The sequence below is a fragment of the Aquamicrobium sp. NLF2-7 genome, from assembly GCF_022359935.1.
In the GTDB taxonomy this organism is placed as follows: domain Bacteria; phylum Pseudomonadota; class Alphaproteobacteria; order Rhizobiales; family Rhizobiaceae; genus Mesorhizobium; species Mesorhizobium lusatiense.
In genome coordinates this window covers 1,774,330-1,797,520 of the sequence record NZ_JAKSED010000001.1, presented here as the reverse complement: position 1 = coordinate 1,797,520, position 23,191 = coordinate 1,774,330, and the positions used below count along the sequence as shown (strand labels likewise).

30 protein-coding genes, 1 tRNA gene and 1 pseudogene are annotated in these 23,191 nt (G+C 60.5%); 13 read left to right on the top strand and 19 right to left on the bottom strand.

Translation table 11 applies throughout. The features are described 5' to 3' along the window. Nucleotides 1–87: 87 nt before the first annotated feature. From yacG to infA, 3 genes are read right to left on the bottom strand one after another with little or no spacing between them, the layout of a single operon-like run. Nucleotides 88–303, bottom strand: coding sequence for a DNA gyrase inhibitor YacG (yacG, locus tag MIC97_RS08965; RefSeq protein ID WP_239799736.1), 216 nt, complete (start codon nt 301–303; stop codon nt 88–90). Then, complete coding sequence (locus MIC97_RS08960) at nt 300–935, bottom strand: Maf-like protein (RefSeq protein ID WP_239799735.1); 636 nt, start codon at nt 933–935, stop codon at nt 300–302. The genes yacG and MIC97_RS08960 overlap by 4 nt, the downstream gene beginning before the upstream one ends. Before the next feature lie 21 nt (nt 936–956). Then, nucleotides 957–1,175: a translation initiation factor IF-1 gene (gene infA / locus MIC97_RS08955; RefSeq protein WP_006200926.1), complete on the bottom strand. Its 219-nt coding sequence runs from the start codon at nt 1,173–1,175 to the stop codon at nt 957–959. Between the two features lie 395 nt (nt 1,176–1,570). Between infA and MIC97_RS08950 the strand changes: the two are divergent. Together MIC97_RS08950 and MIC97_RS08945 are read left to right on the top strand one after the other, a co-directional pair. After that, a pseudogene (locus tag MIC97_RS08950) lies at nt 1,571–2,845 on the top strand (NCS2 family permease); the annotation flags it as partial. 325 nt (nt 2,846–3,170) lie between these two features. Next, entirely contained in the window at nt 3,171–3,608 is a 438-nt protein-coding gene (locus MIC97_RS08945) for an ABZJ_00895 family protein (RefSeq protein ID WP_239799734.1), read from the top strand. 88 nt (nt 3,609–3,696) lie between these two features. Here the strand turns inward: MIC97_RS08945 and MIC97_RS08940 are convergent, their stop codons facing one another. From MIC97_RS08940 to MIC97_RS08915, 6 genes are all read right to left on the bottom strand, one after another. Next, on the bottom strand, nt 3,697–4,095 hold the full coding sequence (locus MIC97_RS08940) for a low molecular weight phosphatase family protein (protein ID WP_239801072.1): 399 nt from the start codon (nt 4,093–4,095) through the stop codon (nt 3,697–3,699). Nucleotides 4,096–4,144: 49 nt separating this feature from the next. Then, on the bottom strand, nt 4,145–4,630 hold the full coding sequence (locus MIC97_RS08935; RefSeq protein ID WP_183824631.1) for a UPF0262 family protein: 486 nt from the start codon (nt 4,628–4,630) through the stop codon (nt 4,145–4,147). 5 nt (nt 4,631–4,635) lie between these two features. After that, on the bottom strand, nt 4,636–5,928 hold the full coding sequence (hisD, locus tag MIC97_RS08930) for a histidinol dehydrogenase (RefSeq protein WP_239799733.1): 1,293 nt from the start codon (nt 5,926–5,928) through the stop codon (nt 4,636–4,638). Nucleotides 5,929–5,933: 5 nt separating this feature from the next. Continuing rightward, nucleotides 5,934–6,368 carry a DUF2948 family protein gene (locus MIC97_RS08925; protein ID WP_183824625.1) on the bottom strand — a complete coding sequence of 145 codons (435 nt, stop codon included), beginning with the start codon at nt 6,366–6,368 and terminating at the stop codon, nt 5,934–5,936. Between the two features lie 91 nt (nt 6,369–6,459). Further along, entirely contained in the window at nt 6,460–7,749 is a 1,290-nt protein-coding gene (murA, locus tag MIC97_RS08920) for a UDP-N-acetylglucosamine 1-carboxyvinyltransferase (RefSeq protein ID WP_239799732.1), read from the bottom strand. Between the two features lie 192 nt (nt 7,750–7,941). Next, nucleotides 7,942–8,118, bottom strand: coding sequence for a hypothetical protein (locus MIC97_RS08915; RefSeq protein ID WP_183824619.1), 177 nt, complete (start codon nt 8,116–8,118; stop codon nt 7,942–7,944). A gap of 133 nt (nt 8,119–8,251) precedes the next feature. Between MIC97_RS08915 and MIC97_RS08910 the strand changes: the two genes are divergently transcribed. Further along, nucleotides 8,252–8,326: transfer RNA gene (locus MIC97_RS08910), tRNA-Thr, on the top strand. Between the two features lie 79 nt (nt 8,327–8,405). On the opposite strand, the gene MIC97_RS08905 is transcribed toward MIC97_RS08910, so the two are convergent. From MIC97_RS08905 to MIC97_RS08890, 4 genes are all read right to left on the bottom strand, one after another. Further along, the gene (locus MIC97_RS08905) at nt 8,406–9,512 is read right to left on the bottom strand and encodes a site-specific integrase (RefSeq protein WP_239799731.1); all 1,107 of its coding nucleotides are present in this window, start codon (nt 9,510–9,512) and stop codon (nt 8,406–8,408) included. A gap of 183 nt (nt 9,513–9,695) precedes the next feature. Beyond that, the gene (locus MIC97_RS08900) at nt 9,696–9,932 is read right to left on the bottom strand and encodes a hypothetical protein (RefSeq protein WP_239799730.1); all 237 of its coding nucleotides are present in this window, start codon (nt 9,930–9,932) and stop codon (nt 9,696–9,698) included. Between the two features lie 389 nt (nt 9,933–10,321). After that, on the bottom strand, nt 10,322–10,567 hold the full coding sequence (locus MIC97_RS08895) for a hypothetical protein (protein ID WP_239799729.1): 246 nt from the start codon (nt 10,565–10,567) through the stop codon (nt 10,322–10,324). Beyond that, nucleotides 10,557–10,844: a hypothetical protein gene (locus MIC97_RS08890; protein WP_239799728.1), complete on the bottom strand. Its 288-nt coding sequence runs from the start codon at nt 10,842–10,844 to the stop codon at nt 10,557–10,559. The genes MIC97_RS08895 and MIC97_RS08890 overlap by 11 nt, the downstream gene beginning before the upstream one ends. A gap of 348 nt (nt 10,845–11,192) precedes the next feature. Here MIC97_RS08890 and MIC97_RS08885 point away from each other — a divergent pair, with 348 nt between their 5' ends. From MIC97_RS08885 to MIC97_RS08845, 9 genes are all read left to right on the top strand, one after another. Next, nucleotides 11,193–11,546, top strand: a complete 354-nt coding sequence (locus MIC97_RS08885; RefSeq protein WP_239799727.1) for a hypothetical protein — start codon at nt 11,193–11,195, stop codon at nt 11,544–11,546. After that, on the top strand, nt 11,543–11,734 hold the full coding sequence (locus tag MIC97_RS08880; RefSeq protein ID WP_239799726.1) for a hypothetical protein: 192 nt from the start codon (nt 11,543–11,545) through the stop codon (nt 11,732–11,734). Before MIC97_RS08885 ends, MIC97_RS08880 begins: the two co-directional genes overlap by 4 nt. Before the next feature lie 41 nt (nt 11,735–11,775). After that, the gene (locus MIC97_RS08875) at nt 11,776–12,465 is read left to right on the top strand and encodes a DNA methyltransferase (protein WP_239799725.1); all 690 of its coding nucleotides are present in this window, start codon (nt 11,776–11,778) and stop codon (nt 12,463–12,465) included. Then, nucleotides 12,462–12,815 carry an endonuclease gene (locus MIC97_RS08870; RefSeq protein WP_239799724.1) on the top strand — a complete coding sequence of 118 codons (354 nt, stop codon included), beginning with the start codon at nt 12,462–12,464 and terminating at the stop codon, nt 12,813–12,815. The genes MIC97_RS08875 and MIC97_RS08870 overlap by 4 nt, the downstream gene beginning before the upstream one ends. Next, on the top strand, nt 12,812–13,234 hold the full coding sequence (locus tag MIC97_RS08865) for a hypothetical protein (protein WP_239799723.1): 423 nt from the start codon (nt 12,812–12,814) through the stop codon (nt 13,232–13,234). The genes MIC97_RS08870 and MIC97_RS08865 overlap by 4 nt, the downstream gene beginning before the upstream one ends. A 2-nt stretch (nt 13,235–13,236) precedes the next feature. Next, on the top strand, nt 13,237–14,028 hold the full coding sequence (locus MIC97_RS08860; protein ID WP_239799722.1) for a glycosyl hydrolase 108 family protein: 792 nt from the start codon (nt 13,237–13,239) through the stop codon (nt 14,026–14,028). Next, nucleotides 14,025–14,279, top strand: a complete 255-nt coding sequence (locus MIC97_RS08855; protein WP_239799721.1) for a hypothetical protein — start codon at nt 14,025–14,027, stop codon at nt 14,277–14,279. The genes MIC97_RS08860 and MIC97_RS08855 overlap by 4 nt, the downstream gene beginning before the upstream one ends. Before the next feature lie 126 nt (nt 14,280–14,405). Then, nucleotides 14,406–14,636 (top strand): hypothetical protein, encoded by a 231-nt coding sequence (locus MIC97_RS08850; protein ID WP_239799720.1) that lies wholly within the window; start codon nt 14,406–14,408, stop codon nt 14,634–14,636. 426 nt (nt 14,637–15,062) lie between these two features. Then, nucleotides 15,063–16,268: a tyrosine-type recombinase/integrase gene (locus tag MIC97_RS08845; protein ID WP_239799719.1), complete on the top strand. Its 1,206-nt coding sequence runs from the start codon at nt 15,063–15,065 to the stop codon at nt 16,266–16,268. A gap of 209 nt (nt 16,269–16,477) precedes the next feature. Here MIC97_RS08845 and MIC97_RS08840 read toward each other — a convergent pair whose 3' ends face one another. After that, entirely contained in the window at nt 16,478–17,242 is a 765-nt protein-coding gene (locus MIC97_RS08840; RefSeq protein ID WP_239799718.1) for a hypothetical protein, read from the bottom strand. A gap of 151 nt (nt 17,243–17,393) precedes the next feature. Here MIC97_RS08840 and MIC97_RS08835 point away from each other — a divergent pair. Next, a protein-coding gene (locus tag MIC97_RS08835) for an IS3 family transposase (RefSeq protein ID WP_239799263.1) occupies nt 17,394–18,493 on the top strand; the annotation gives its coding sequence in 2 pieces (ribosomal slippage) (nt 17,394–17,646 and nt 17,646–18,493; 1,101 coding nt in all). Nucleotides 18,494–18,644: 151 nt separating this feature from the next. Here the strand turns inward: MIC97_RS08835 and MIC97_RS08830 are convergent. The 5 genes from MIC97_RS08830 to MIC97_RS08810 all read right to left on the bottom strand — a co-directional run bounded on the left by MIC97_RS08830 (nt 18,645) and on the right by MIC97_RS08810 (nt 23,191). Beyond that, nucleotides 18,645–19,091, bottom strand: coding sequence for a hypothetical protein (locus tag MIC97_RS08830; RefSeq protein ID WP_239799717.1), 447 nt, complete (start codon nt 19,089–19,091; stop codon nt 18,645–18,647). An 83-nt stretch (nt 19,092–19,174) separates the two neighbouring features. Continuing rightward, nucleotides 19,175–19,714: a hypothetical protein gene (locus MIC97_RS08825; protein WP_239799716.1), complete on the bottom strand. Its 540-nt coding sequence runs from the start codon at nt 19,712–19,714 to the stop codon at nt 19,175–19,177. 605 nt (nt 19,715–20,319) lie between these two features. Further along, on the bottom strand, nt 20,320–20,478 hold the full coding sequence (gene ccoS, locus MIC97_RS08820) for a cbb3-type cytochrome oxidase assembly protein CcoS (protein ID WP_183824616.1): 159 nt from the start codon (nt 20,476–20,478) through the stop codon (nt 20,320–20,322). After that, nucleotides 20,475–22,712, bottom strand: a complete 2,238-nt coding sequence (locus tag MIC97_RS08815; protein ID WP_239799715.1) for a cation-translocating P-type ATPase — start codon at nt 22,710–22,712, stop codon at nt 20,475–20,477. The genes ccoS and MIC97_RS08815 overlap by 4 nt, the downstream gene beginning before the upstream one ends. After that, nucleotides 22,709–23,191, bottom strand: coding sequence for a FixH family protein (locus tag MIC97_RS08810; RefSeq protein ID WP_239799714.1), 483 nt, complete (start codon nt 23,189–23,191; stop codon nt 22,709–22,711). The genes MIC97_RS08815 and MIC97_RS08810 overlap by 4 nt, the downstream gene beginning before the upstream one ends.

Genomic DNA, 23,191 nt, shown 5'->3' with positions numbered 1-23,191 from the left:
ATGATAGTTATGTGACGGCAGGCGTCTGCTTCCATTTCAGGCCATTACAGCCATATGGGCAAGCAGGAGACCGAATGTCCGGAACCGCTATTCCCGGTCCGTAGCCGGCGGCACGTCGTCCGCCTCGTCCTCGTCGTCACGGACAGGTATGACGTAGGCGCCCTTGAGCCAGCGGTTCAGGTCGACATCCTTGCAGCGCTTGGAGCAGAAGGGATAAGTCTCACGCGCCGAAGGTCGCCCGCATTCGGGGCATGGCCGCTTGGGCCGCAGAGGCATCACCTGCGCGGTGTTGTCGCCGCTCATGAGATACCTGTGGCCGGCCAGCCGGCGCGTGTGTCGAAGCCTTCGCCGGCAAGCAGCGCCGCGGTTTCATACAATGGCAGCCCCACCACGCTGGTGTAGGAGCCGATCAGCTTGACCACGAAGGCGCCGGCAAGCCCCTGTATGGCGTAGGCGCCGGCCTTGCCGCGCCATTCGCCCGAGGCGACATAGCGCTCGATGTCCTCGCGCGGCAGCCGCCGGAAGCGCACCCGCGTCTCAACGAGACGCTGGCGGATCTTGCCCGATGGCGTGGCGAGGCAGATGCCGGAATAGACGCGGTGCGAACGGCCGGACAGCAGTTGCAGGCAATAGACGGCGTCGTCGATGGTCTCGGCCTTCGGCAGTATGCGGCGGCCGACGGCAACGACCGTATCCGCCGCCAGCACGAAGGCGGGTTCGGCAGCCGGCTCTGCCTTCAGGTCGGCAAGCGCTTTTTCCGCCTTCTGCTTCGACAGCCGCTTTGCCAGCGACCGGGGATGCTCGGCGCGCTGCGGCGTCTCGTCTATGTCGGCTGGCAGAATGCGGTCAGGCTCGATGCCCGCCTGCTGCAGGAGCTGAATCCTGCGCGGCGAAGCAGAGGCAAGCACAAGCGTCTGCGATTTGCTTCCAGCCATGCCTGTCTGCCCGGACGGTGTTTACTTGAAACGGTAGGTGATACGGCCCTTGGTCAGGTCGTAGGGTGTCATTTCGACCAGAACCTTGTCGCCGGTCAGCACGCGGATGCGGTTCTTGCGCATGCGGCCAGCCGTGTGGGCAATGATTTCGTGCTCGTTTTCAAGCTTGACCCGGAACATGGCGTTCGGAAGCAACTCCGTCACCACGCCCGGAAACTCAAGGACTTCTTCCTTCGGCATTCGATACCTTTTCTCGGGTGATGATCCGGGACCAGTGCCCGGATTTTGCGCGGAACCTATATGATAAAGGCGGGTTTGTGAACACGCTAATCGGCACAGGGAACAAAAGCAGGCGGCCCTGCGTGCAAAGTGCTGCTGCCATGTAAAGTGGCAGTGGATAAGCGGAGCCGACGCTCGACTTTACACATGAAAAGGGATCAACAGATTCAATCAATATAGCGTAGTTTATCGCTTGATTGGGTTGGTCAACGCGCCGAAACTATACGAAGCTGGCAAATTTGCCGGTTTCGCCGGATCGGGAGCGGCGATGGGCGGAGGGGTCCGGCCCATGCATCTCCGGGTAGGCGGCGTTTGGAAAACGTGCCTTCATACCTATAAGGAGAGGGAGGGTGTCAGTGCTCGAATCATATTTCAGAATAAAGGAAGAGGGGTCCTCGGTTCGCACCGAAGTGATTGCCGGTGTCACCACCTTCCTGACGATGTCGTACATCATCTTTGTGAACCCGGCGATCCTGTCGACGACCGGCATGGACAAGGATGCCGTTTTCGTGGCCACCTGTCTGGCTGCGGCAATCGGTTCGGCGATCATGGCGCTGGTGCCACGCTGGCCGATCGGCATGGCGCCCGGCATGGGCCTGAATGCGTTCTTCGCATTCACCGTGGTTGGCGCTCTGGGCTTCACCTGGCAGCAGGCGCTCGGCGCAGTCTTCATTTCGGGCATCATCTTCCTGATCCTGACGGTCACCGGCGTGCGCAGGTGGATTGTCGAGGGAATTCCGAGGTCGATGCGCAGCGCGGTTGCCGCTGGTATCGGTCTTTTCCTCGCCATCATCGCGTTGACGAGCTCCGGTATCGTGGTCGCCAATCCGGCCACGCTGGTCAGCCTGGGTGACGTGACGCAGACTGGTCCGCTTCTGGCGATCGCCGGCTTCTTCATCATTGCCGCTCTCGATGCGCTGAAAATTCGCGGTGCGATCCTGATCGGCATTCTGGTCATCACCATTGCCTCGATGGCTCTCGGTGTCAGCCAGTTCGGAGGCGTGGTGTCCATGCCCCCGTCCATCGCGCCGACCTTCATGCAGCTCGACATCATGGGTGTGCTTCATGCTGGCGTGTTCTACGTCATCCTCGTTCTGGTGCTGGTCGAGATCTTCGACGCCACCGGCACGCTGATCGGCGTTGCCAAGCGCGCGGGCCTGATGCCGGAAGGCAAGCCCAACCGTCTCGGCAAGGCGCTTCTGGCAGACAGCACGGCCATCGTTGCCGGTTCGATGCTCGGCACCTCCAGCACCACCGCCTATGTCGAAAGCGCCTCCGGCGTTCAGGCTGGCGGACGCACGGGCCTCACGGCTCTGGTGGTTGCGATCCTGTTCCTCGCGGCCCTGTTCTTCGCGCCGCTGGCTGGCTCGGTTCCGGTCTACGCAACGGCACCGGCGCTGCTCTACGTCGCCTGCCTGATGATGCGCGAACTGGTCGAGGTGGAGTGGACCGAAATCACCGAGGCGGCACCGGCGGCGCTGACCGCGCTGATGATGCCGTTCACCTATTCGATCGCCAACGGTCTTGCCTTCGGCTTCATCAGCTATGCTGCCCTGAAGACGCTGAGCGGCCGTTTCAGGGATGTGCATCCGGCCACCTGGCTTGTCGCCATTCTGTTCATCATCCGGTTCGTGATGGTGGGTGTCGAGCACAAGGAAGACGTTCAGGCGCCGGCCGGCAATGCCGCTGTCGAGACCGTTGTTGGTGAAGGTTCCGACGCCAACAATGCGGGGGCAGCCAACACGGCGCCCGCAGGCACGCCTGCCGAAAGCACCAGCGGCCAGTAAGAAGCTGCCAACTGGCAACCCAAAAAAGCGCCCGCAACATATATGTTGCGGGCGTTTTTCGTTTCCTGAGGATGATGCGATCCGGCCGGCATTTTCCATATTGCCAGCAATCATGGTTTTGTGACTGAGTGCGGCGCACGATCAACTTGAGTGCCGAGGGAAGGTTTCAATGAATTCTGCAGACAGTCGCCCTGTGTCGTCACCGGCAATCGTCGGTATCTTTGCGGCCGCGTTCCTGGTCCTCGCCATTCTTCTGAATATTCTTGTGATCTTCGTGCCTTTCGACAACCCGGCCATGGGGTTCCTCGTCGTCGTGGCGGCAGCCGGCGTGGCCGGCCAGTACTGGTTTTCCCGTGCGAAGGTGGTGCCGGCCGGTGGCCGCGTATGGAACGTCGCCCTGCTATGCGGCATCGTTTCGGCCGTCCTCTCGGCCGGCTTTGCCGTCTTCGGCCTTTCCGGCGACCAGCAGATGTGGAACGAGTTCAGTCAGGCCGGCATCGCCGTGATCGCCGGAGTGTTTGCTGCCATCCTTGTCATTCAGGTTCTTCTGGTCCGCGTCGGCTTCTGGCTCACTTTCCGGCAGGCGGCAAAAAAGCCGGCGGCCTGAATTCGGGCAATTTCCGCAGACCGCAGACAGGGGCCCCGCGATCTCGCTGCCATCGACAACGCTGCGGCCCCCGATCCGTCTCAGGCTCTCATGGCTGGTCCGTTTTTAGAAAGCGCGACGCGACGCGCTCCTTCAGATGCTCGCGCACATCGCGATAGGCAGCCAGCCGCTGCTCGCGGGTGCCGGTAATCGAGGTCGGGTCGAAGGTCGGCCAATACTCTACTTCCACCGCCATGGTGCGGGTGAATTCCATCGCCGTATGGTGAGCCTGCGGTGAAAGGGTGATGATCAGGTCGAAATAGGCGTCTTCTATGTCGTCCACCGCGCGTGGTTCGCGGTCGCCCAGCGACAGTCCCTCTTCTTCAAGAACAGCATCGACGAAGGGATCGCGTTCGCCGGCATGGACGCCGGCCGAGGCGATGAAGACATCGGCCGGCAGCACCCGGCGCGCCAGAAGCTCGGCCATGGGAGAGCGCACGGCGTTCATTCCGCACATGAAAAGAATCGAGCGCGGTTTGGAGGGTTCGCCGTTCAGGTCAGCCTCGCCAGTGCAGCACGCAAACCAGCGTAAACAGCCGCCGCGCCGTATCGAAATCAATGTCGATCTTGCCAGCCAGCCGGTCTTTCAGCGTTTGCGAACCCTCATTGTGCAGTCCGCGCCGGCCCATGTCGATGGCCTCGATATGGCTGGGCGAGGCCGAGCGGATGGCATCGTAATAGCTTTCGCAGATCATGTAGTAATCCTTGACGATCCGCCGGAAAGGCGTGAGCGACAGGATATGGGTGACGACGTCCGAGCCGTCTTCCCGGGTGATGGCAAAGACCAGCCGTGCATCGACCAGCGACAGCTTCAGCTTGTAGGGGCCGGGCTTTTCGTCATTGACCGGACGGAAATTGTTTTCCTCGATCAGATCGAAGATCGCCACGGCGCGCTCATGCTCGACATCCGGCGTGGAACGGCCGATCGTTTCGTCAAGTTCGACGTCGATGAGCCGGTCACGCTGGTGATCGAAGTCCGACATCGGCGCTACATGTTCAGGCGTATGGCGACGGAGCGGGCATGTGCATCCAGCCCTTCCGCCGTGGCCAGCGCGATGGCGGCAGGCCCCAGCGCGCGCAACTGTTCAGGACCCAGCCTGAGGGTCGAGGTGCGCTTGACGAAATCGAGCGTGGAAAGCCCCGACGAAAAGCGGGCCGAGCGCGCGGTGGGCAGCACATGGTTGCAGCCGCCGACATAGTCGCCGATCACCTCCGGCGTATGGCAGCCGATGAACACCGAACCGGCGTTGCGGATGCGGCCAAGCAGGGCGTCGGCATCGTCAACCGCCAGTTCCAGATGTTCGGCCGCGATACGGTCGATGAGCGGGGTCGCCGTATCGAAACCATCCACGAGGATGACGCAGCCGAAATCGCGCCAGCTCTGCGCTGCGGTTTCGCCGCGTGAAAGACTGCGCAGCTGGCGCTCGACGGCGTCCTCCACGGCTTTGCCGAATTCGGCGTCGTCGGTCATCAGGATCGACTGCGCCGATGCGTCGTGCTCGGCCTGCGCCAGCAGGTCTGCGGCGATCCAGTCGGGATCGTTGGAGCTGTCTGCCACCACCAGAACCTCGGAAGGTCCGGCGATCATGTCGATGCCGACCGTGCCAAACACATGCCGCTTGGCGGCCGCGACATAGGCGTTGCCCGGCCCGACGATCTTGACCACGGGCCTGATCGTTTCGGTGCCGTAGGCAAGCGCGGCGACAGCCTGCGCGCCGCCGATGCGGTAGATTTCCGATATGCCGGCCAGATCGGCCGCCACCAGCACCAGCGGGTTGATGACGCCGCCGGAGGCCGGCACCACCATGACGATGCGCTCCACGCCGGCCACCGACGCCGGAACGGCGTTCATCAGAACCGAGCTTGGATAGCTGGCGGTGCCGCCCGGCACATAGAGGCCGACCGATTCCACCGCCGTCCAGCGCGAGCCGAGTTCGACGCCGATCGGATCGACATAGATGTCGTCCTTCGGCATCTGGCGCTGGTGATGCGAGCGGATGCGGTCGCGGGCCAGCTTCAGCGCTTCGATGGTGGCCGGATCGGCCTGCCCATAGGCGGCCTCGATGTCGGCGCGCGAGACCGCAATGCCGAGCGTTTCAAGGTCGGCCCTGTCGAAGCGCTTCGTGTAGTCGATGATGGCGGCGTCGCCCTCGGCGCGCACGCGGGCGATGATGTCGCGCACCACGGCCTCGACATCGGCCGAAACCTCGCGCTTCGTCGACAGGAAGGCGGCAAATCGCTGTTCGAAATCCGCATCCGATTGTCTGAGAGTAAGGGCCATGCGTGTCAGATCCTGTGGGCGGGGCGCGACGTTGCCTGCCAGGCACCGCCGATATCGGCAAGGCCTGCCTCCACGCATTCGACATCGAGCATGATTGTTCCGCCGCCGGAGAAGACGAGTTCTATGATGCCGGCCGGCTGGTCCGTGGGCACAAAGCTGACAGCCAGCAAAGAAAGCACGTCGTCGGGCTTGTCGCGCGCGATCCCGGCCACCTTTGCGCCGAGCACGCGGTCGAAATGCAGCACGCTTTGCCGGCGCTCATTATGCTTGCGCAGGAAGCCGGATTTCTTTTCCCAGGCAAAACGGCTCATCGCCAGCACGAAGCGGTGCGTGCCGGGCAGATATTGCAGGTCGCGCACCTTCATCACCGCGTCCTGCACATGGGCGGAAATGACGTTGAGATCCTGCTCGTCGAGCGCGATCAGCTTGAGGCTGTCCATGCCTGTTTCGCACCTGCGAAGGGTTGTCCTGAACCCTTTTGTTAGGCTGTCTTGGCGGTCTGTGCAACCGCGATGCCGCAGGAACCGGGCATCAGCCGCTGATGCGCTCTATGGTCGCGCCGCAGCCCGACAGCTTCTCTTCCAGCCGCTCGAAGCCGCGATCGAGATGGTAGACCCGGTTGACGATGGTTTCGCCCTCCGCGGCCAGTCCGGCGATGACCAGCGACACCGAGGCGCGCAGGTCGGTCGCCATCACCGGTGCGCCCTTCAGCTTCGCCACGCCGTCGACGATCGCGGTCTGGCCGGACAGGGTGATGTGGGCGCCGAGCCGCGCCAGTTCCTGCACGTGCATGAAGCGGTTCTCGAAGATCGTCTCGGTGATGTGCGAGCGGCCCTTTGCCATGGTCATCAGGCCCATGAACTGCGCCTGAAGGTCGGTCGGGAAGCCGGGGAAGGGCTCGGTGGTAATGTCTACCGGCTCGATGCCGGCGCCATTGCGGTAGACGCGGATGCCCTCATTGGTGACGGTGATTTCGGCGCCGGTGCGGGAAATCGTCTCCAGCGCGCTTTCCAGAAGGTCCGCCCGCGCGCCTTCCAGCAGAACGTCGCCGCCGGTCATGGCCACGGCCATGGCGTAGGTGCCGGTCTCGATGCGGTCGGGAATGACGCGAACGCTGGCGCCGTGCAGCTCATCCACGCCCTCGATGGTGATGGTGTCGGTTCCGGCACCGGAAATCTTCGCACCCATGGCGTTGAGGCAATCGGCAAGGTTGACCACCTCGGGCTCGCGGGCGGCGTTCTCCAGAACGGTTTCTCCGCGGGCGAGGGCGGCGGCCATCATCAGCACATGGGTCGCGCCGACGGATACTTTCGGAAAGCGGTAGCGGTTGCCGCGCAGGCCCTTCGCCGCTTTTGCCAGCACATAGCCGCTCTCGACATCGATGTCGGCGCCCAGCGCCTGCAGGCCTTCGATGAACAGGTCCACCGGCCGGGTGCCGATGGCGCAGCCGCCCGGCAGCGAGACCCGCGCCTCGCCCATGCGTGCAAGCAGCGGGCCGACGACCCAGAACGACGCACGCATCTTCGACACCAGCTCATAGGGGGCGGTGGTGTCGACAATGCTGCCGGCGGTGAAATTGATGGTGCGCGAATAGCCTTCGGTCTGCGTCGGGCGGCGGCCGTTGACGGAATAATCGACGCCGTGATTGCCGAGGATGCGGATGAGCTGCTCCACATCGGCCAGATGCGGCACGTTTTCCAGCGTCAGCGTTTCGCGCGTCAGCAGCGAAGCGATCATCAGGGGCAGGGCGGCATTCTTGGCGCCCGAAATCGGAATGGTGCCTGAGAGCCTGTTGCCCCCGACGATCCTGATGCGATCCATGAAGATGCCTCTCCCCGGCTGAATGCCGGTCTGGGATGTGCCGCGCCGGAGACGGCTGATGCCGCTGGCGCGCTTCAATCGTTTAAAGCGGTCCGTCTAAACCATAGACGGCTGTCATTCAAGAAAATGCACTGGCAACAAAAGTATCAGACGATCACGCACATTGCCCCGATGGGGCCAACGCCGGGCGGATCAGCTTTCCGAAGCGGGCCTGGAGGCTTCGATGCCCTGAGGCCGAGAATCCGCCTCTCCGGCGCGTCGGGCTCTTGTCTGCGCCTTGCGCTTGAGCAGATTGGCCCTCAAGGCTTCCGCCGAGCGTGCCTTGCGCGCTTCTTCGCTGCTGGTTGCGGTTCCTTTCTTGTCCTTCATGCCTGTGTTCCTGCTGGCTGGATAAGCTTCCATGAATATGGCATGGGCATGTTCGAAACAACGTCTTTGCACAGGCTGTTTTAGAGCCTTGCACTTGGCGAAACGATGTGGCAGAAGTCCGCCGCATCCGGTTGCTGCCGTAGCTCAGTGGTAGAGCACTCCCTTGGTAAGGGAGAGGTCGAGAGTTCAATCCTCTCTGGCAGCACCATTTTTCTCCCAATGATTTCAAGTATTTGCTTTATCTGTCGTTTCTGACTGAAATGGTCCGATGACAGAAATTCTGACAGTTACCCCTTCTTGCCAACCTTCGACGCAACCGCTTTCTGGAAGTCTGGGTGGTGATGGCCATACACGTCTTCCAGCATTTTCGGGCTCATTCCGAGGTAGTGGGATGCATCCCAGATGTCCGCGCCTGCCAACATGAGCCATGATGCGGCGGTATGGCGCAGTATGTGCGGGGTGATCTCTTTCTTGAGCCCGGCCGCATCTCTTGCCGCCGCCCATGACTTTCTCTGCATGTCTACTGGTCGGCCACGATAGTGGATGACGAACGCGATTTTACGCTCGCCTGACATGTCCTGAGCCCGCCATCTGCGCAGGAAGCCCTTCAGCCTGTCTGGTATTCTGATCGTGGGGCGGCGCTTCTTGGTCTCACCCTCGTCATCGCCGCGCCGATAGATGACGCCGGCGTCGATATCGATGTGGCCGCCAAGCGTGTTCGGCACCCACCCCAGCCGGCGCAGCGCGCCTGATCGCGTCCCTGTATAGACGCCAAGCAGGATGAAGCGCTGTAGCGCTCTGGCCGAATCCTTTTCTTCCAACTTCCGAGCCGCCCTCAGAAGGGCCGCGGCCTGATCGCGCCTCAGCCAGTCAGGGCGAGCCCCTGAGCTTGTTGGCAGCGTCACCACCGGTAATGCATCCAATGGCGTCTCAGCGTGATAAGCGTTGATTGCCGCCCGCAGAACGGTCAACTCCCTGCGAGAGGTTTCTGAGCTGGTGAGTTTTGGCGTCTTGGTCTTCTTCGCCTGCCTGATCGGCTGTGTCGTGCGGTATGCCACATAATCCAGGCACGTTGATCGCTTGACCTCAGACAGGGACTTGCCGCCCCACCAATCCAACAGCCGCTCTATGGCGTAGCTGGTAGCCTGCGACTTCTGGCCGGGCGCAATCTCTCGGGCATAGAAAGTCAGGACATCGGCAACTAGGAGCCGAGACGGACGATTGTCGGTCGGCGGCTCGTATTTCTGTTCGATGTAGGATCGGAGCTGTTCCTCAGCGCCCGCGCGCTGCTCAAGGCCGCAGCCTGTGCTGCGCTTGACCGTTCCGTCACGGATAAACCAGTATCCTGCCTTACGATCGAACCAGAGGCGGGCACCTTTTGCTGGGCGCGGCATTTCTCTCTCATGTCATTCAGGGCAGAGCGCGAGACAAACCAGCGCCTGCCAATCTTTTCCATGACCAGATTGCCGCGAGCCGCCTCCGCTAGCAATGTGGCCGGCTTAATCGCGCCACGAAACACGATCTCGCATGCCTCGGCAAGCGTCATCGGCTCGTCGTCGCCAATGTGATGCGCAAGTCTATTCATCCTTCCCCTCCGCGAGAGCGGCGCGGCCTGCTTCGGTGATCTCGACGCCTGCGAACATGCGCTTATCAAAGCCTTCGGGCGGGTCTCCCCATACTACGAGACCACGGCGGACAAGCGTCTGGTAGCCTGACTCGTGCCAGTGATGGCGCATCAGAAAGGATGGCCCGACGAGATCATTCGTTTCCTTTAGGGCAAACAGTTCTTCTCGCTGCGCTTCCGTCAGTTTCATGCCTGTGTCTCCTTCTCAAGAGCGGCGCGCTCGGCCGGCATAATCCCTTGCAAAAGCACGGTCTGGATTGTCCCACATCACTTTGTCGAAAGTCATGCTCGCTTGGAGAGCAGATTTGTGCGGCTCCGGGCAAATCCGCCATGCGACGGCAGACAGAATGCGGAATAGACGCCACCTAAAATTAACCATCCCGCGCCTCCGTGAGAGCGGCTCGGCCGGCAGGGGTGATGCGATGAGGCGGGCGCTTGATGTCTAATCGGGTTGGCTCAGCGAGGCCGAGATCAACTAGTGCTTTGCACGTCGCCTGCCGGAACCAGTATGGCCGGGCTCCGTACGAAGCCATTTCTCGCAAGGTCGAACGCTGTGCCTCTGTCAGCTTGGCGATAAGGTCACTGTGCATCGTCACACTCCTGCTCGTCTGTGCTGAATGTCCATGACGCGATGCTGTTGACCTGGAATTCGCAGTCGCAAGATGGGCACTCGACTTCGTGCGGCCCGTCCTCGCTGTAGAGATGCCAAGCCTCATTATCGGCAATATCGAAGTCAGAACCGCAGTGTGGGCACTTCGGCTTATCGTTGCCCCAGAAATCGATAGACGCACCAGCTTTCAAAGCTTTGAGACGGTCACTGTGCATCACGGCCTCCCTTCAGCGAGCTTTCGCGCGCAGCCATCTCGACGTGCGGCAGCCCTTCCTGTTTGATCGTCGGGTGGTATTTGATGGCGCTGAGGCGCTCCGCGTCCGTCAACTTGCTGCTGGCGTGTGGCGGATCAGTACGCCAGCACCAGCGTGCCGCAAACTCGACAGCCTGCCTGTCACGCTCCATCCCCTGCACCTCGTCGGGAGACAGGATGACGTAGCCGGCGGCGGTGAGGGCGGCGCAAATGCGATCGGCCTTTCTCTCGGATGACACGCGTCTGTTACGGTACCCCTCGTGCGAACGATGCCGAGAAGCGGGGGGATATTGCGCCCGATGTGAGGAACGGATTGCCGGCCGCCGCTCGTTTCTGGCCGACGCCCTGCGCGCAAGATGCGAAGAACGCGACTATTCCGCCCTCTCAGGCGAGGCGGTCCGATGGAGCAATTCCAGTGATTTTAGCCAAGGATGGGTGCATCGGAATGCGCCTGAACCCGCTATTCAGCAATTGGCTGATGGGATTTCCGAAAGCTTGGGCGCGATTAAGGCATTCGGAAACGCAGTCGTCCCGCAAATCCCGGAACTGATCGGCCGCGCCATTCTCCAGAGCATGGAGGAAGCGGCATGACCCCGAAAGAGTTTCGCACCGAACTGACCAAGATCATGCCCGGCTATTCGTGGACTGTCCATAAATCGTCGTCGGATAGCCGATTGGAGGCGACCGGCACGCAAAGCTCGGGCTTCAATCGCCTCTCGACCCTGAGAGTTGTTCGGACAGAGCGCGATGGCAGCGTCTGGTACGAGGCTAAGTCGGCAGGCTTCGGTCTACGCGCGCCTTGGCTCGGTGAGAATTCGGACGCCACATTGGCGCGTGCGCTTCGCGGCCTTCAGCGGCACTACGAACAAAAGGCAGCGACCTATGCCGGCCATGCCCGAGCTTTGCAGAATGCGCGTCAGCCGAAAGGGGATGCATCATGACCCCCCGCCCCAACTGTCACGACTACGAGGTAGAGCCTGACCGCATCGTCAGACGCGACAAGCGTCTTGATACGGTGTCTGAGGCCATTTCCTTGGCTGTCTCTGTGTTTTTTGCCTTCGCCATAACTCTTGGCGCGATCTGCCTTGCGGTTCTCGTCGGCCTCGCACTGTTTTTTGGGGGGTGGTGATGAGCCCTATCCGCAAAGAGGTCCAGATTGGAGACTGCAGGTTGCTGCTGGGCGACTGTCTCGAAATCCTGCCGACGCTCGGCAAGGTCGATGCTATGGTGACCGATCCGCCGTATGGGATAGATTACCGCAGCGGCCACGCCACGGATAGATTGTGGGCCTCTGGTCGCAAGATTATTGGCGATGTGGATTGTGGGGTTCGCGATTATTTTCTAGCCGATTTCTTGTCGTCTCATAACTCGATCCCGCCGACCCTTATGTTTGGCTCTCGCAAAAGGCCAGAACCTGCGATGTGCCGTATGGTACTTGTATGGGACAAGGGCCCGGCTCTTGGAATGGGCGCGCTCGATTTGCCATGGAAGCCGTCCAGCGAAGAGATCTATGTAATAGGGCACGGGTTTGTAGGACGGAGAGACGAGAGTAACGTCATCTATTGTCCGCCAGTCCAGAGCATGGCTAAAAATGGTCGGCGTCATCCCAACGAAAAGCCCGTAGCCCTCCTGCAGCGGCTTTTGCGAAAGTGCCCTGATGGAGTCACGCTTGATCCCTTCATGGGCTCAGGATCGACCGGTGTCGCTTGTGTTAAACTCGGCAGGTCGTTCGTCGGCATCGAGATTGACGAGGGGTATTTCGAGATCGCCTGTGAGCGCATCCGAAAGGCATACGCGCAGCCAGATATGTTCGTAGAGGCGCAGAAAGCGCCGGAGCCAGTGCAGGAGGGGTTCCTGTGAGCGCGCTCTCCGTAGATCTCCCTTGGCCCTCCCATACGCTGCATCCGAATGCTCGTGTCCACTGGGCGCGAAAGGCGAAGGCAACGAAGGCTGCCAAGCTGGCCGCAGGTATTGCAGCACGCAAGGCACAGGTATCGAGGATCGACGCTGAGGCCCTGAAGGTCACTGCCATATTCTCCCCGCCAGACAATCGCGTCCGCGATATCGACGGGATGCTTTCGAGCATCAAAGCCTATCTCGACGGCATTTCCGCAGTCGTTGGCATTGATGACAGCAAATTCAACATCGAGCTTTGCCGGGGCCTGCCAGTCAAAGGCGGGAACGTCCGGCTCATTCTGGAGGCACTATGAGCAAGGTTCGCACACCAGAGCCCGAGGGATTTTCTGACTACTGGAAAATCTGGCTCCCCATTGCCCGCCATACGGACGGACGTGGCTTGGCCCGAGAGACATACCGCAAGCACGTACTCATGGGAGCCGACCCCCAAGACATCATCGACGGCGCGCGCTGGTACTCCCGCAATCTGAAGGAAAACGAGCGGGCCTATGTGCCTCTCTCGTCAACCTGGCTCAATCGCGAATCCTATCTCGATCTCTGCGACAAGGAGCGGGCGTTTCAGGAACGGATAGCCGGTCATCAGTCAGCCCCGACGAGCAATGTCACGCCTATCCGCCGCATGGAGCCCGAGGCGCCAAAGGTCGATTACGAGGCGCGCGCTCGCCGGGTTAAGCAAGCCATGGCCGGCGCTGGTTTGGTGGCAGGAGAATGACCATGCTCGAATACGATCACGCACGATTTGTCCGATACGGCGGTCACAACCCCGAATTCTACAAGCGCGTCCGCGAAAAGCAGAAGAGGGAGGAAGCAGCAGCCAGAGCGCGCAAAGATGCCGAGAAGGCCATGGAGGCCAAGCGCCGACGCGAAGACGATCTGCGCAGGATCACCGACGAGCAGGTCGCCACGATCTACAAGCGCTACTATTGGGATGCGGTGCGCGGCTCTGACCTGCCGGGCGGGATTGATTACGCCGTCTTTGACTTCGCGGTGAATTCGGGGCCTGACCGCGCGATCAAGTATCTTCAGGCGGTCGTCGGAGCCAAGCAGGATGGCCGGATCGGCCCTGATACGCTGGCAAAAACCCGCAGCATGATGCGTGCTACAATCATCAACAGCCTGTGCGACAAGCGCATGGCCTTCCTGAAGCGCCTCAAGACTTGGCCTACCTTCGGCAAGGGTTGGACCTCGCGCGTCTCTGGTGTGCGTTCTGAGGCCCTGAAGATGGCCGCCCAGCCCGACACGCCGCCACCGGTTGTGATGGAGGTTGAGAAGGAAGTCGTCCCCGAGCGGGTCGAAACCAAGGTGAAAGAGAAATCCGACCTGTGGACCAAGCTCACCGGAGGCGGCGGCATTGCGGCTCTCGGCCTTGGCGGCATCTTCGGCATGGACTGGCAGGCCATCGTCGCCGGTGGCGTGGTGCTGCTGGTCATCATTCTGGTGCTTCTCCTTCTTCGTAGCCAGATCGTCGCCGCAGTTCGTCAGATCAAATCCGAGGTTTCGGGATGATCGCCTTCCTTGCGTCGCCCCTCGGCCGCGTGCTCGGCGCTTTGGCCGTCGCAGCCTCTCTCATGGGTCTGTCATGGCTCCACGGCTACCAGCGGGGCGCTGCGAGCGAAAGGCAGGCCATTCTCACCCGATCAATCGACGTGCTGCGCGAAAGGACAAAGGTCGATGACCAGATACGCGACATGGATAGCGCTCGCCTTTGCCGTGAGCTTGGCGGGTTGCAAGACGAGTGCGCCAGCCTCGGTATGTGATGGCTGGCGGCGGGTGCCAGTAACTGCGACCGGAGCCGTGAAGCTGGCGGGCGATCCTGATTTGCGCGCCACCGGAGAAGGTGTGGCGGCTCATAACAATTTCGGAAAGCGGCAGGGGTGCTGGGAATGAACGATGCAAAGCGGTTTGACGATCTGCCGGACAAGACAAAGGAGTTCCTGTCCGGGCTTCGGCCTGATGAGGTAGACACGCTCAACGATGGCATCCGCCTTGTCCGATCCATCGCCACGGTTGGGAACTTTATTAAGTGGTGCATCGTCGGCATTCTCGGCATAGCCGTGGGTGTGGTCATGTTCGGGGAGAGCGTGGCGAAGATTGTGGCTTGGTTTCGACCGTGACAGCTATGACAGAAACCTGACAGATACAGCGGAACATATCGTGAAATATCTGTCCGGTTCTTAGTGTGAAACCCTTTGTTTTCAAGGGCTCTCGCCTCACTCACTCCCTTGGTAAGGGAGAGGTCGAGAGTTCAATCCTCTCTGGCAGCACCATTATCCCCTTGAAATTATTGGGTTTTCTGGATTTTCTGATATCCAGAAAGGGCTAGCACGTGTTTGCCCTGTTTCATGTTTTTCAATAACTTAGGAATACACCGGAGCGTGCTGGTAGCACGGACCTAGCACGCCGGCACACCACAGTAACTCGCTGGTGGCGACCCTATGCATGATTCTCAAAAGTCCTTGTACGTTGTGTTTCAGAGACCAGACAGCCCCAATTATTGGGTGCGATTCTCAATCCCCGGCCAAGGCCAGAAGCGCATCGGTTTGAAAACATCCGACTTGATGGAGGCGACGAAGCGAGCCGAGCATGAGTACCGGCGAGCGGTCTGGAGCGCCGAGGAAGGAATTCTGCCGGGTAAGACCTCCTTCGACAAGGTGGCGCGCCAATATCTCGCCAGTGCGGAAGCGGCAGCTAGCACGAATGCCAGCAAGCTTTCGAAGGTTGTTGCTGATCGTGCGGTTCTCGAGCGGTACATGATCCCATTTTTCGGCAAGAGCACCATCACCTCGATCAACGCGCCGAAGCTGCATGACTATCTCAACTGGCGACGCACCTACTGGACGGCAGGGCCAGGCAGTCAGGAAACCCACATCATCTACGAGCGGCAAGGCAAGAAGCTCCATCGGCCCGCGCGTCATATAGAGGCTACGCTCAGCACGTTGCGGCGTGAAGCGGTTACCATGCGGTCAGTGTTTAAACATGCCGTGCGTCTCGGCCACATCAAGCCATCCGAAGTTCCGAAGGTCGAGCTTGTTGCGGAGCAACGCAATAAACGGCCATCTTTCAACGACGCCGAAATCGAGAAGCTATTCGCGGTTGCAGAAAAGCGCATCATAGAAGCTTTCGGCTCGCAGCAGCGACGTAATAGCAAGCTGGCGCCGTCGGTGTGGACCGATTCGACGGCATTCGAAAGCCGGGTCCGCTATGAGCGGATGGTGCTTTACTGTTTCATCAGCATCGCGCTCGCAACCGGTATGCGGCCGACTGAACTCTTCAACCTCGACTGGGGTCACGTCGTTGGCTTCAAGGAAGAACGCGGCAAGCCACTTTCTGTCCAGCGCATTCGCCTTCTCGCATATGGCAAGGGGCGCAAACCTCAGCAGTTGGTACCGAATGTCGAAGCTTTCCAGAGCTTCTGCAATCTCTGGGATGCGTTTGTTACAGTGCATAAACGGGAGCCAAAAATGACAGAAGCGGTGTTCGTGAACGCTGCTGGCGAACGAGCGCAATCCTTCAAGAAGAGCCTGAACGCCTTGCTCGACGCTGCTGGCTTGAAGGAAGACGTGTTCGGTCGTCCCCGCTCTGCCTACAGCTTTCGCCATACCTATGCCACGCGACAGCTTCGCAAGGGAACGGACGTCTACACTCTGGCTGTCAACATGCGCACATCAGTCAAGATGATCGAGATGTATTATTCCGATGTTGTCCCCGACGACTTCGCCAAGCAGCTTGAGGGGAGCTATGAATAGCAACCGTGCACAGTGCACTCTCGGAAAAAAATAGTTTCGAGTTGGGCCTGAGATTATAGATTGCTGCGTCCGATCTGACTGGGTGCTCCAAAACCGGCATTGTACATGATTTCCTATCCAAAGGGTCTGACGATTTTTTAGGATGTCTTTGGGGTGGGAAGCGGTAAGTCGACTTCTGGCGTCCGGCCGCACGGCGCGAGAATACTTCTTCAAAATCCGAAGGCGAGCCGGTCATAGCGGCATACCAGCTTCCGATATGCCGTTTTGTAGGGTTCTTTCTCGATAGACGTGGAATTTGCGCGGAGGAAGCTTGCTAGAGAATCGAGATCAACTGTGGCAGATGGCTGGAAGGCCAGCATGAGGACCGCTTCTGTGGCGTTCGCCGCCTTCTCGATGATCTCCTTGGTAGAGAGGTCGGAAAATTCCTTTTTGTACCGGCTGGCATAGTTAGACGGGGCGTAGTCTGCGCCAGACAGCTTCCGAACGACTTTCTTTGCCCCTTCGTATTTGGACTCATCTAGCTTCTGCTGCGAGGTGATTCCTGCAGATCGGAGATATCTGAACACCGGGATAAAGGTTCTATTGGACCTGCCATAGCCAGGGAAAGCGGTTTCCAGAAGGTCACCTGCATGGAACTTGGATTTGTCGAGAAGGCAATCTGTGAAGACCTCGTCTGCGGTAATTCCTTCGTAGCCCTTCTTGGCTAGCGCATCCTGAACACGCTGGGTGACCTTTTCTCCGAACTCCACCTGCGAGCGAGCCACTCCGACACCGACGACGAACTCTACCTCGTCTGCTGTCTCGATGTCCTCGTAGTCGACCACCGCGATCTTCTTGTCGGTGTCGGCAGATGCGTGCACGAGGTCATATAGCTGTTCCTTGAAGAACCGCAGGACGCGTGCCGGGATCTTTCGTTTCGTTTCTCCAAGCGCCGCGTAAACCTGCGAGAAGTCAGAGACCTTTGCGACCGTCATCGTTACGCTGAATTCTGCTGACTGGATCGTCGTTTTCTCGATTGCGGGTTTCTGACCTTCCTTTGCTCTCCGCACGAAGATGAGATTTGACCTGCGCCCCTGAACTTCCTCCAGATTTTGGTAGAGTCCGTCGCAATGAGGAGACGGACGAATGAAGCGTTCACGGTTCACGGAAGAACAAATTATCGGGATACTGAAGGAGCAGGAGGCGGGCGCGAAGACAGTCGATGTCTGCCGCAAGCACGGCATCTCGGACGCAACCTTCTACAAATATAAAGCAAAGTATGGCGGCATGGACGTGTCGGATGCCCGCAAACTGAAGGCGCTTGAGGACGAGAACGCCAGGCTGAAGAAGCTGCTCGCCGAGGCCGTGCTGGACAATGCGATCCTGAAGGATGTTGCTGCAAAAAAATGGTGACGCCCGATGTGAAGCGGGATGCGGTGGCTCACGTCTGTGCGCAGCACGGGGTGAGCCAGCGTCGGGCGTGCGAGGTTCTGTCGGTGGATCGGTCGAGCATGCGATATCGCAGCGTGCGGCCTGACGATGCATCCATCCGCGAGGCCATGAAGAAGCTGGCGTCCGAACGGCGGCGCTTCGGTTATCGCCGTCTCCACGTCATGCTCGACCGGCAGGGGATCGTCATGAACCTGAAGAAGCTTCGGCGTCTCTACCGGGAGGAGAAGCTGACGGTGCGCAAGCGTGGCGGCCGAAAGCGGGCCTTGGGCACGAGACGTCCTCTGGCTTTGCCGTCGCGTCCGGGCGAGCGCTGGAGCCTGGACTTCGTCAGCGATGCCTTCACCGACGGTCGCCGCTTTCGGGTCCTGGCCGTCGTCGACGACTTCACCCGAGAATGCCTATGCCTGGTTGCCGATACATCCCTGTCAGGCGCAAGGCTTGCCCGCGAACTGGACAGTCTCATCGCCAGACGCGGAAAACCGAGGACGATTGTCTCGGACAACGGGACGGAGATGACCAGCATGGCCATCCTCAAATGGTGCCAGGAGGCCAAGGTGGAATGGCATTACATCGCCCCCGGCAAGCCGATGCAAAACGGCTTCGTCGAAAGCTTCAACGGCAGCTTCCGCGATGAGTGCCTGAACGAGACGCTGTTCTCGTCGCTCGCTCAGGCCCGCGCCGCAATCACTGCATGGAAGGAGGATTACAACAGAAACAGACCGCACTCGTCGCTGGGCAACATCACCCCCAACGAGTTCGCAATGAAAATAGCTATGGAAAAACAGGCCGCATGACGCCAGATTGAAAACCCAAGACTCTCCTGAAAACCGGAGGGAAGATGGGTCTCAGGTCAACAGTGTTCCGGCAGCGCTGGAACGCACGAAGGGCATGGGACCATTCATGATCACATGCCCTTCGGATACTACGCTGCGAAAACTGCGCAGTTTATCCGGCCTTGCGCAGCTGCTTGCTGCGTTCGGCGGCCGCTGCAGCAAGCTGCGTGTCGAGTTCGCCGGCCCGCACGGCCTCGATCAGCGTGTCGATGACATCTGGCAACGCGTCCAGCTGGCCAACCTCGATGGCGTTCTTATCCTTTGCGAACTCGATGGCCTTGCCCGCATAGCGCAGACCGAAGAAGATCTTGCGATAGGCGTCCTGGAACCAGCCCTGGCGGACGCGCTTCGGCGCTTCCACCAGCACGCGCTGGCCAGCCTCGTTCTTGCGCCAGACCTTGTGCGTCGGTGCGTAGTGCTGGCCGGCAAGTTTGGCTTCGACCATCGTCTTCTGTGCGGCAAGTGCGTCCACGACCGTGTCGCGTGCTCGCTGGATAGGGTCGGAATGAGTGGCGAGAGGCTTGGCGTTGGCAAGCTTGAGGTTTTTCAGATGGGACATATGCATTCCTTAGTTTGGTTAGCTGTCATGTCCCAGATACAGCCAGCGGTAAAAAGGGCGAGCGAAGAGTTCTTTGGCTTGCACTAAGTGTTGCCCCACACGGGACACAGGCTATCCTTCGGACGCGCAATAGAAAGGAAGCTAGGGTAACCGCCGTTAGAAAATCTAGGGTCGAGGGTTTCGTCAGTCTCCTCCCTTGCGAGGCACTCGTACCGCCCCAAGTGAGGTTTCGTCATCGGAATTGAGAACCGCTCACCCTGTTCCTGAATTTTATCAACGGTGCCGAAATGTGCCCAATAGGTACCTAACTCCGGTATCACTTGAACCGCAACCCAAGCCAATGTCGCCTCATACTTTGCTGCGATCGCATCTACGTCGAACCCCTTCTTCCGCACGTTAAAGCTGGGATTCAACGGACCGCTGACTTGATACATGTTCCTCGTCTTGACCCCGATCAGGAATTTTTCACGGTCCCTTTCAGCGTAGATGTCGGCGAACGGGAAGTTGAAAATTTCCTCGTTCATGTCTCGTATATGTAAAAAACCGGCGCGCTGTAGGAGAGCGAACGCCTTCCTTTCGCCCCATAGACCCAGTCTCCGTGTCCTTTCGCGTTCTGTCAGCATCGTCGTTTCCTTTCCTGGACGTCGGAAACATTATCCCACTGGAGTTGGAGGCATCTTAATAGATTTGGTGGACTATGCACTGATGAGATCGTGCGGATTTTAATCGCGAACCTCCCGCGTTCCCAAGGCCATCCTTCTCCATGCGAATTTTGCGTGTGATAGCCAGTATATCATCCGTCGAGAATGCCTGACTTCACTATCATCATCGCGCTTTCCGACGAGGAGTTGCATAGCTATGCACAGAAAGCCATCTATCATACCAGCACGTTGTTAGCACGAAATCAATAAATGCGTTGTATTACAATGACTTATAATATATGGGCCCTTAATTGGTAAGGGAGAGGTCGAGAGTTCAATCCTCTACTGGCAGCACCATTTCCCTCATTCCGGTTATAAAGTCGAACCGTCCTCGGGGTTAAACCTGTGCTGGCGGAAACGGTCTTTGGCCTGTGATTTTGACGCAGAGGCTGCGAATCGGAGGGTTCGCTGTCAAAGGCCGCGTTTGAGTGTCGTGCTATCCGTGATCGTGTATCGCGGCGGAGCCGCAGCCGGATGGCGGGATGCGCTTTGATTGCGGTGCAGCAGCATAAAGAGGAGGAGGCGAATCAGGACTTCGGTTTCGTGTCCTCCGGGTCGAGCAGGATGCGTTCGGCGGCGCCGTCGAGATCGTCGTACTGACCGCTGCGCAGTGCCCACAGGAAGCCGAGCAGGCTGATGGCCCCGAGGAATAGGGCAACAGGTATCAGATAGATGAGGATGCTCATGCCGTTGCAGGCTCCGTAACCTGCCGTGTCTTGCCTTCATCCTCCGTACGGCCGGCGCGCATCAGCCGCAGCGCATTGGTGATGACGAGGATCGACGAGCCCGACATGGCGATGGCCGCGATCAGCGGCGTGACATAGCCCAGAATGGCGATCGGCACGGCGATGATGTTGTAGACGATGGCGATGCCGATGTTCTGGCGGATGAGCTGGCCGGCACGCAGGGCGACGTCACGCGCCGTGGTTGCGGCGGCGAGGCTCTCGCGCAGGAACACGAAATCGGCGGCGTTGCGGCCGATGTCGGCAGCGGTTGCGGGCGCCATCGAGACATGGGCGGCGCCCAGCGCCGGCGCGTCGTTCAGCCCATCGCCCACCATCAGCACCTTGCGGCCTTCCTGCGCAAGCTGCTCGATGCGCTCGACCTTCTGGGCGGGAAGAAGGGCGGACCGCCAGGCATCGATGCCAAGCTCACCGGCGACGCGGCGGCAGGCCGCTTCCGTATCGCCCGACAGCATTTCAACCGGGCCGAGGCTGGCTCTGAGCGCGGCGATCGTGGCGCGCGCGCCGGCGCGGGTCTCATCCTCGAAAGTGAAACGGGCAACGATTTCACCGTTTCGGGAGAGGACCGTACCGCTTTCCTGCGAATCATTTTCTGCCCAGCTGGCCCGGCCGAGCCGCCAGATCGTGTCCCCCGCAGTGGCCTCCATGCCGAAGCCCGGCAGTTCCTCTACTTTGTCAAAGTGAGGCGCAGGGGTGCCGCCGCCCTGCTCGGCGATGGCCTGCGAGAGCGGGTGGCGGGAATGGGCGGCCAGCGCGCTGGCGATGCCAAGCAGGCGCGGCGTGATCTCATGGACATTGGTCAGACGCGGATGGCCGAGGGTGAGCGTGCCTGTCTTGTCGAAGACGGCGGCATCGGCCTGCGCCAGACGTTCCATGGCAGCCCCGTCCTTGACCATGATGCCGTTCTCGAACAGGCGCCGCGCGGCAACCACCTGCACGATGGGCACGGCGAGGCCAAGCGCGCAGGGGCAGGTGATGATCAGCACGGCGATGGCGATGGTGACCGCCTGATGCCAGTCGGCGCCGGCCAGCATCCAGCCGATGAAGGTGACGAGCGCGGTCAGGTGCACCACCGGCGCATACATGGCCGATACGCGGTCGGCGATGCGCCGATAGCGGGCGCGCCCGCCCTCGGCGGCTTCCATCAGCCGCATCATTTCGGCAAGGAATGAGGTGGAGGCGGGCCGTGTGGCCTCCAGCGTCAGGGGTCCGGTCAGGTTGAGAGTACCGGCCTGTATCTCGGCTCCGGCAGCCACGGCAAGCGGCGCGCTCTCACCATTGACCAGCGAGCAGTCGAGGTCGGATGCACCCTGCACGACCTTCGCATCGACGGGAATGCGCTCGCCGGCGGCGACCAGAAGGCGCATGCCGGGCTCGATCTCGGCGATGGGGCGATAGTCGCGGGTGCCGTCGCCGAACAGCACCAGAGCGCCGCGCGGACTGAGCCGCGCGAGGCCGGCCACGGCGGCACGGGCCTTGTTGCGCATCACATGGTCGAGCGTGCGGCCGATGAGCAGGAAGAACAGCAGCGTCACCGAAGCGTCGAAATAGGCATGGGTGCCGGAATGCCAGGTGTCGTAGATGCTCAAGGCATAGGCCATGGTGATGCCGATGGCGATGGGCACGTCCATGTTCATGCGCCCATGGCGCAGGGCGCTCCACGCCGAACGGTAGTAGATGCCGCCGGCCACGGCCAGCGCGGGCAGGGCGATCAGCGCCGAGACCCAGTGGAACAGGTCGCGTGTGGCTCCTTCCGCGCCCGACCAGACGGAGACGGAAAGCAGCATGATGTTGCCGGCGGCAAAGCCGGACACGGCCAGCGCGCGCAGCAGTTCCGAAAGCACCGGGTCCTTGCCGTCCTGCGCATCGTCGAACAAGTGCGGCGGATAGCCGAGCCCATCGAGCATTGAGACGATCGGAGGCAGGTCATCGCCGCGCCAGCGAACGCTGACGCGCTTGGTGGAAAGGTTGACGCGCGCCCGCTCGACCGTATCCAGCTTGCCCAGTGCGGTCTCGATGGCGTGGATGCAGGCGGCGCAATGCACGCCCGGCACCGACAGCTCGACCTGACGCGTCCCGTCACCCATATCGCGCGCGGCGAAGGCGACTTCCTCGCCGGACGGAAGCGCGGCCAGCGCTCTGGCAAGATCTTCGCTTCCGGGCGCGCAGCAACTCATCTGATGGCCCCGTCCCTGACGATGATGCGGTGGATTTCGTGCCATGGCATGTCGCGGCCGGCGTCGGCCTCGATCTCCACGATCCAGGCGCCGTCACCCAGCGCGAAAGGTGCGTCGAGCGCACCGCCCGATGCGGGTGCAAGGGCGAGCGTCGTATCCTCGGCATCGGTGACGGGGCGACGGAACTGGGCCGTACCGGCCTTCAGGGCGACGGGATTGCCTTCGGCGTCGGCCAGCGCGAAGCGGAAGGTGCCGCCGGTTCCGGTCACCGTCGTGTTCCAGCCCAACGCCACCTGCTCGCGGTGTTCGCGCGACTTTCGGTTGAATTCGAGGCCCGCGACGTAGGAGTTGCGCACCACGAACCCCGTCCAGCTTGTATTGGCATAGACGGCCATGGTGACGTTGACGGTTATGATGACGCCGAAGAAGGCGACCATGATCAACAGGAAGTGGCGGCCGGTGAACTGCTGGCTCATCAT

Bases quoted from the DNA above. Each gene is read 5' to 3' on its own strand.
- yacG (WP_239799736.1), bottom strand. From the start codon at position 303: ATGAGCGGCGACAACACCGCGCAGGTGATGCCTCTGCGGCCCAAGCGG.
- MIC97_RS08960 (WP_239799735.1), bottom strand. From the start codon at position 935: ATGGCTGGAAGCAAATCGCAGACGCTTGTGCTTGCCTCTGCTTCGCCG.
- infA (WP_006200926.1), bottom strand. From the start codon at position 1,175: ATGCCGAAGGAAGAAGTCCTTGAGTTTCCGGGCGTGGTGACGGAGTTG.
- MIC97_RS08945 (WP_239799734.1), top strand. From the start codon at position 3,171: ATGAATTCTGCAGACAGTCGCCCTGTGTCGTCACCGGCAATCGTCGGT.
- MIC97_RS08940 (WP_239801072.1), bottom strand. From the start codon at position 4,095: ATGAACGCCGTGCGCTCTCCCATGGCCGAGCTTCTGGCGCGCCGGGTG.
- MIC97_RS08935 (WP_183824631.1), bottom strand. From the start codon at position 4,630: ATGTCGGACTTCGATCACCAGCGTGACCGGCTCATCGACGTCGAACTT.
- hisD (WP_239799733.1), bottom strand. From the start codon at position 5,928: ATGGCCCTTACTCTCAGACAATCGGATGCGGATTTCGAACAGCGATTT.
- MIC97_RS08925 (WP_183824625.1), bottom strand. From the start codon at position 6,368: ATGGACAGCCTCAAGCTGATCGCGCTCGACGAGCAGGATCTCAACGTC.
- murA (WP_239799732.1), bottom strand. From the start codon at position 7,749: ATGGATCGCATCAGGATCGTCGGGGGCAACAGGCTCTCAGGCACCATT.
- MIC97_RS08915 (WP_183824619.1), bottom strand. From the start codon at position 8,118: ATGAAGGACAAGAAAGGAACCGCAACCAGCAGCGAAGAAGCGCGCAAG.
- MIC97_RS08905 (WP_239799731.1), bottom strand. From the start codon at position 9,512: ATGCCGCGCCCAGCAAAAGGTGCCCGCCTCTGGTTCGATCGTAAGGCA.
- MIC97_RS08900 (WP_239799730.1), bottom strand. From the start codon at position 9,932: ATGAAACTGACGGAAGCGCAGCGAGAAGAACTGTTTGCCCTAAAGGAA.
- MIC97_RS08895 (WP_239799729.1), bottom strand. From the start codon at position 10,567: ATGCACAGTGACCGTCTCAAAGCTTTGAAAGCTGGTGCGTCTATCGAT.
- MIC97_RS08885 (WP_239799727.1), top strand. From the start codon at position 11,193: ATGACCCCGAAAGAGTTTCGCACCGAACTGACCAAGATCATGCCCGGC.
- MIC97_RS08880 (WP_239799726.1), top strand. From the start codon at position 11,543: ATGACCCCCCGCCCCAACTGTCACGACTACGAGGTAGAGCCTGACCGC.
- MIC97_RS08865 (WP_239799723.1), top strand. From the start codon at position 12,812: ATGAGCAAGGTTCGCACACCAGAGCCCGAGGGATTTTCTGACTACTGG.
- MIC97_RS08860 (WP_239799722.1), top strand. From the start codon at position 13,237: ATGCTCGAATACGATCACGCACGATTTGTCCGATACGGCGGTCACAAC.
- MIC97_RS08855 (WP_239799721.1), top strand. From the start codon at position 14,025: ATGATCGCCTTCCTTGCGTCGCCCCTCGGCCGCGTGCTCGGCGCTTTG.
- MIC97_RS08850 (WP_239799720.1), top strand. From the start codon at position 14,406: ATGAACGATGCAAAGCGGTTTGACGATCTGCCGGACAAGACAAAGGAG.
- MIC97_RS08840 (WP_239799718.1), bottom strand. From the start codon at position 17,242: ATGACGGTCGCAAAGGTCTCTGACTTCTCGCAGGTTTACGCGGCGCTT.
- MIC97_RS08830 (WP_239799717.1), bottom strand. From the start codon at position 19,091: ATGTCCCATCTGAAAAACCTCAAGCTTGCCAACGCCAAGCCTCTCGCC.
- MIC97_RS08825 (WP_239799716.1), bottom strand. From the start codon at position 19,714: ATGCTGACAGAACGCGAAAGGACACGGAGACTGGGTCTATGGGGCGAA.
- ccoS (WP_183824616.1), bottom strand. From the start codon at position 20,478: ATGAGCATCCTCATCTATCTGATACCTGTTGCCCTATTCCTCGGGGCC.
- MIC97_RS08815 (WP_239799715.1), bottom strand. From the start codon at position 22,712: ATGAGTTGCTGCGCGCCCGGAAGCGAAGATCTTGCCAGAGCGCTGGCC.
- MIC97_RS08810 (WP_239799714.1), bottom strand. From the start codon at position 23,191: ATGATGAGCCAGCAGTTCACCGGCCGCCACTTCCTGTTGATCATGGTC.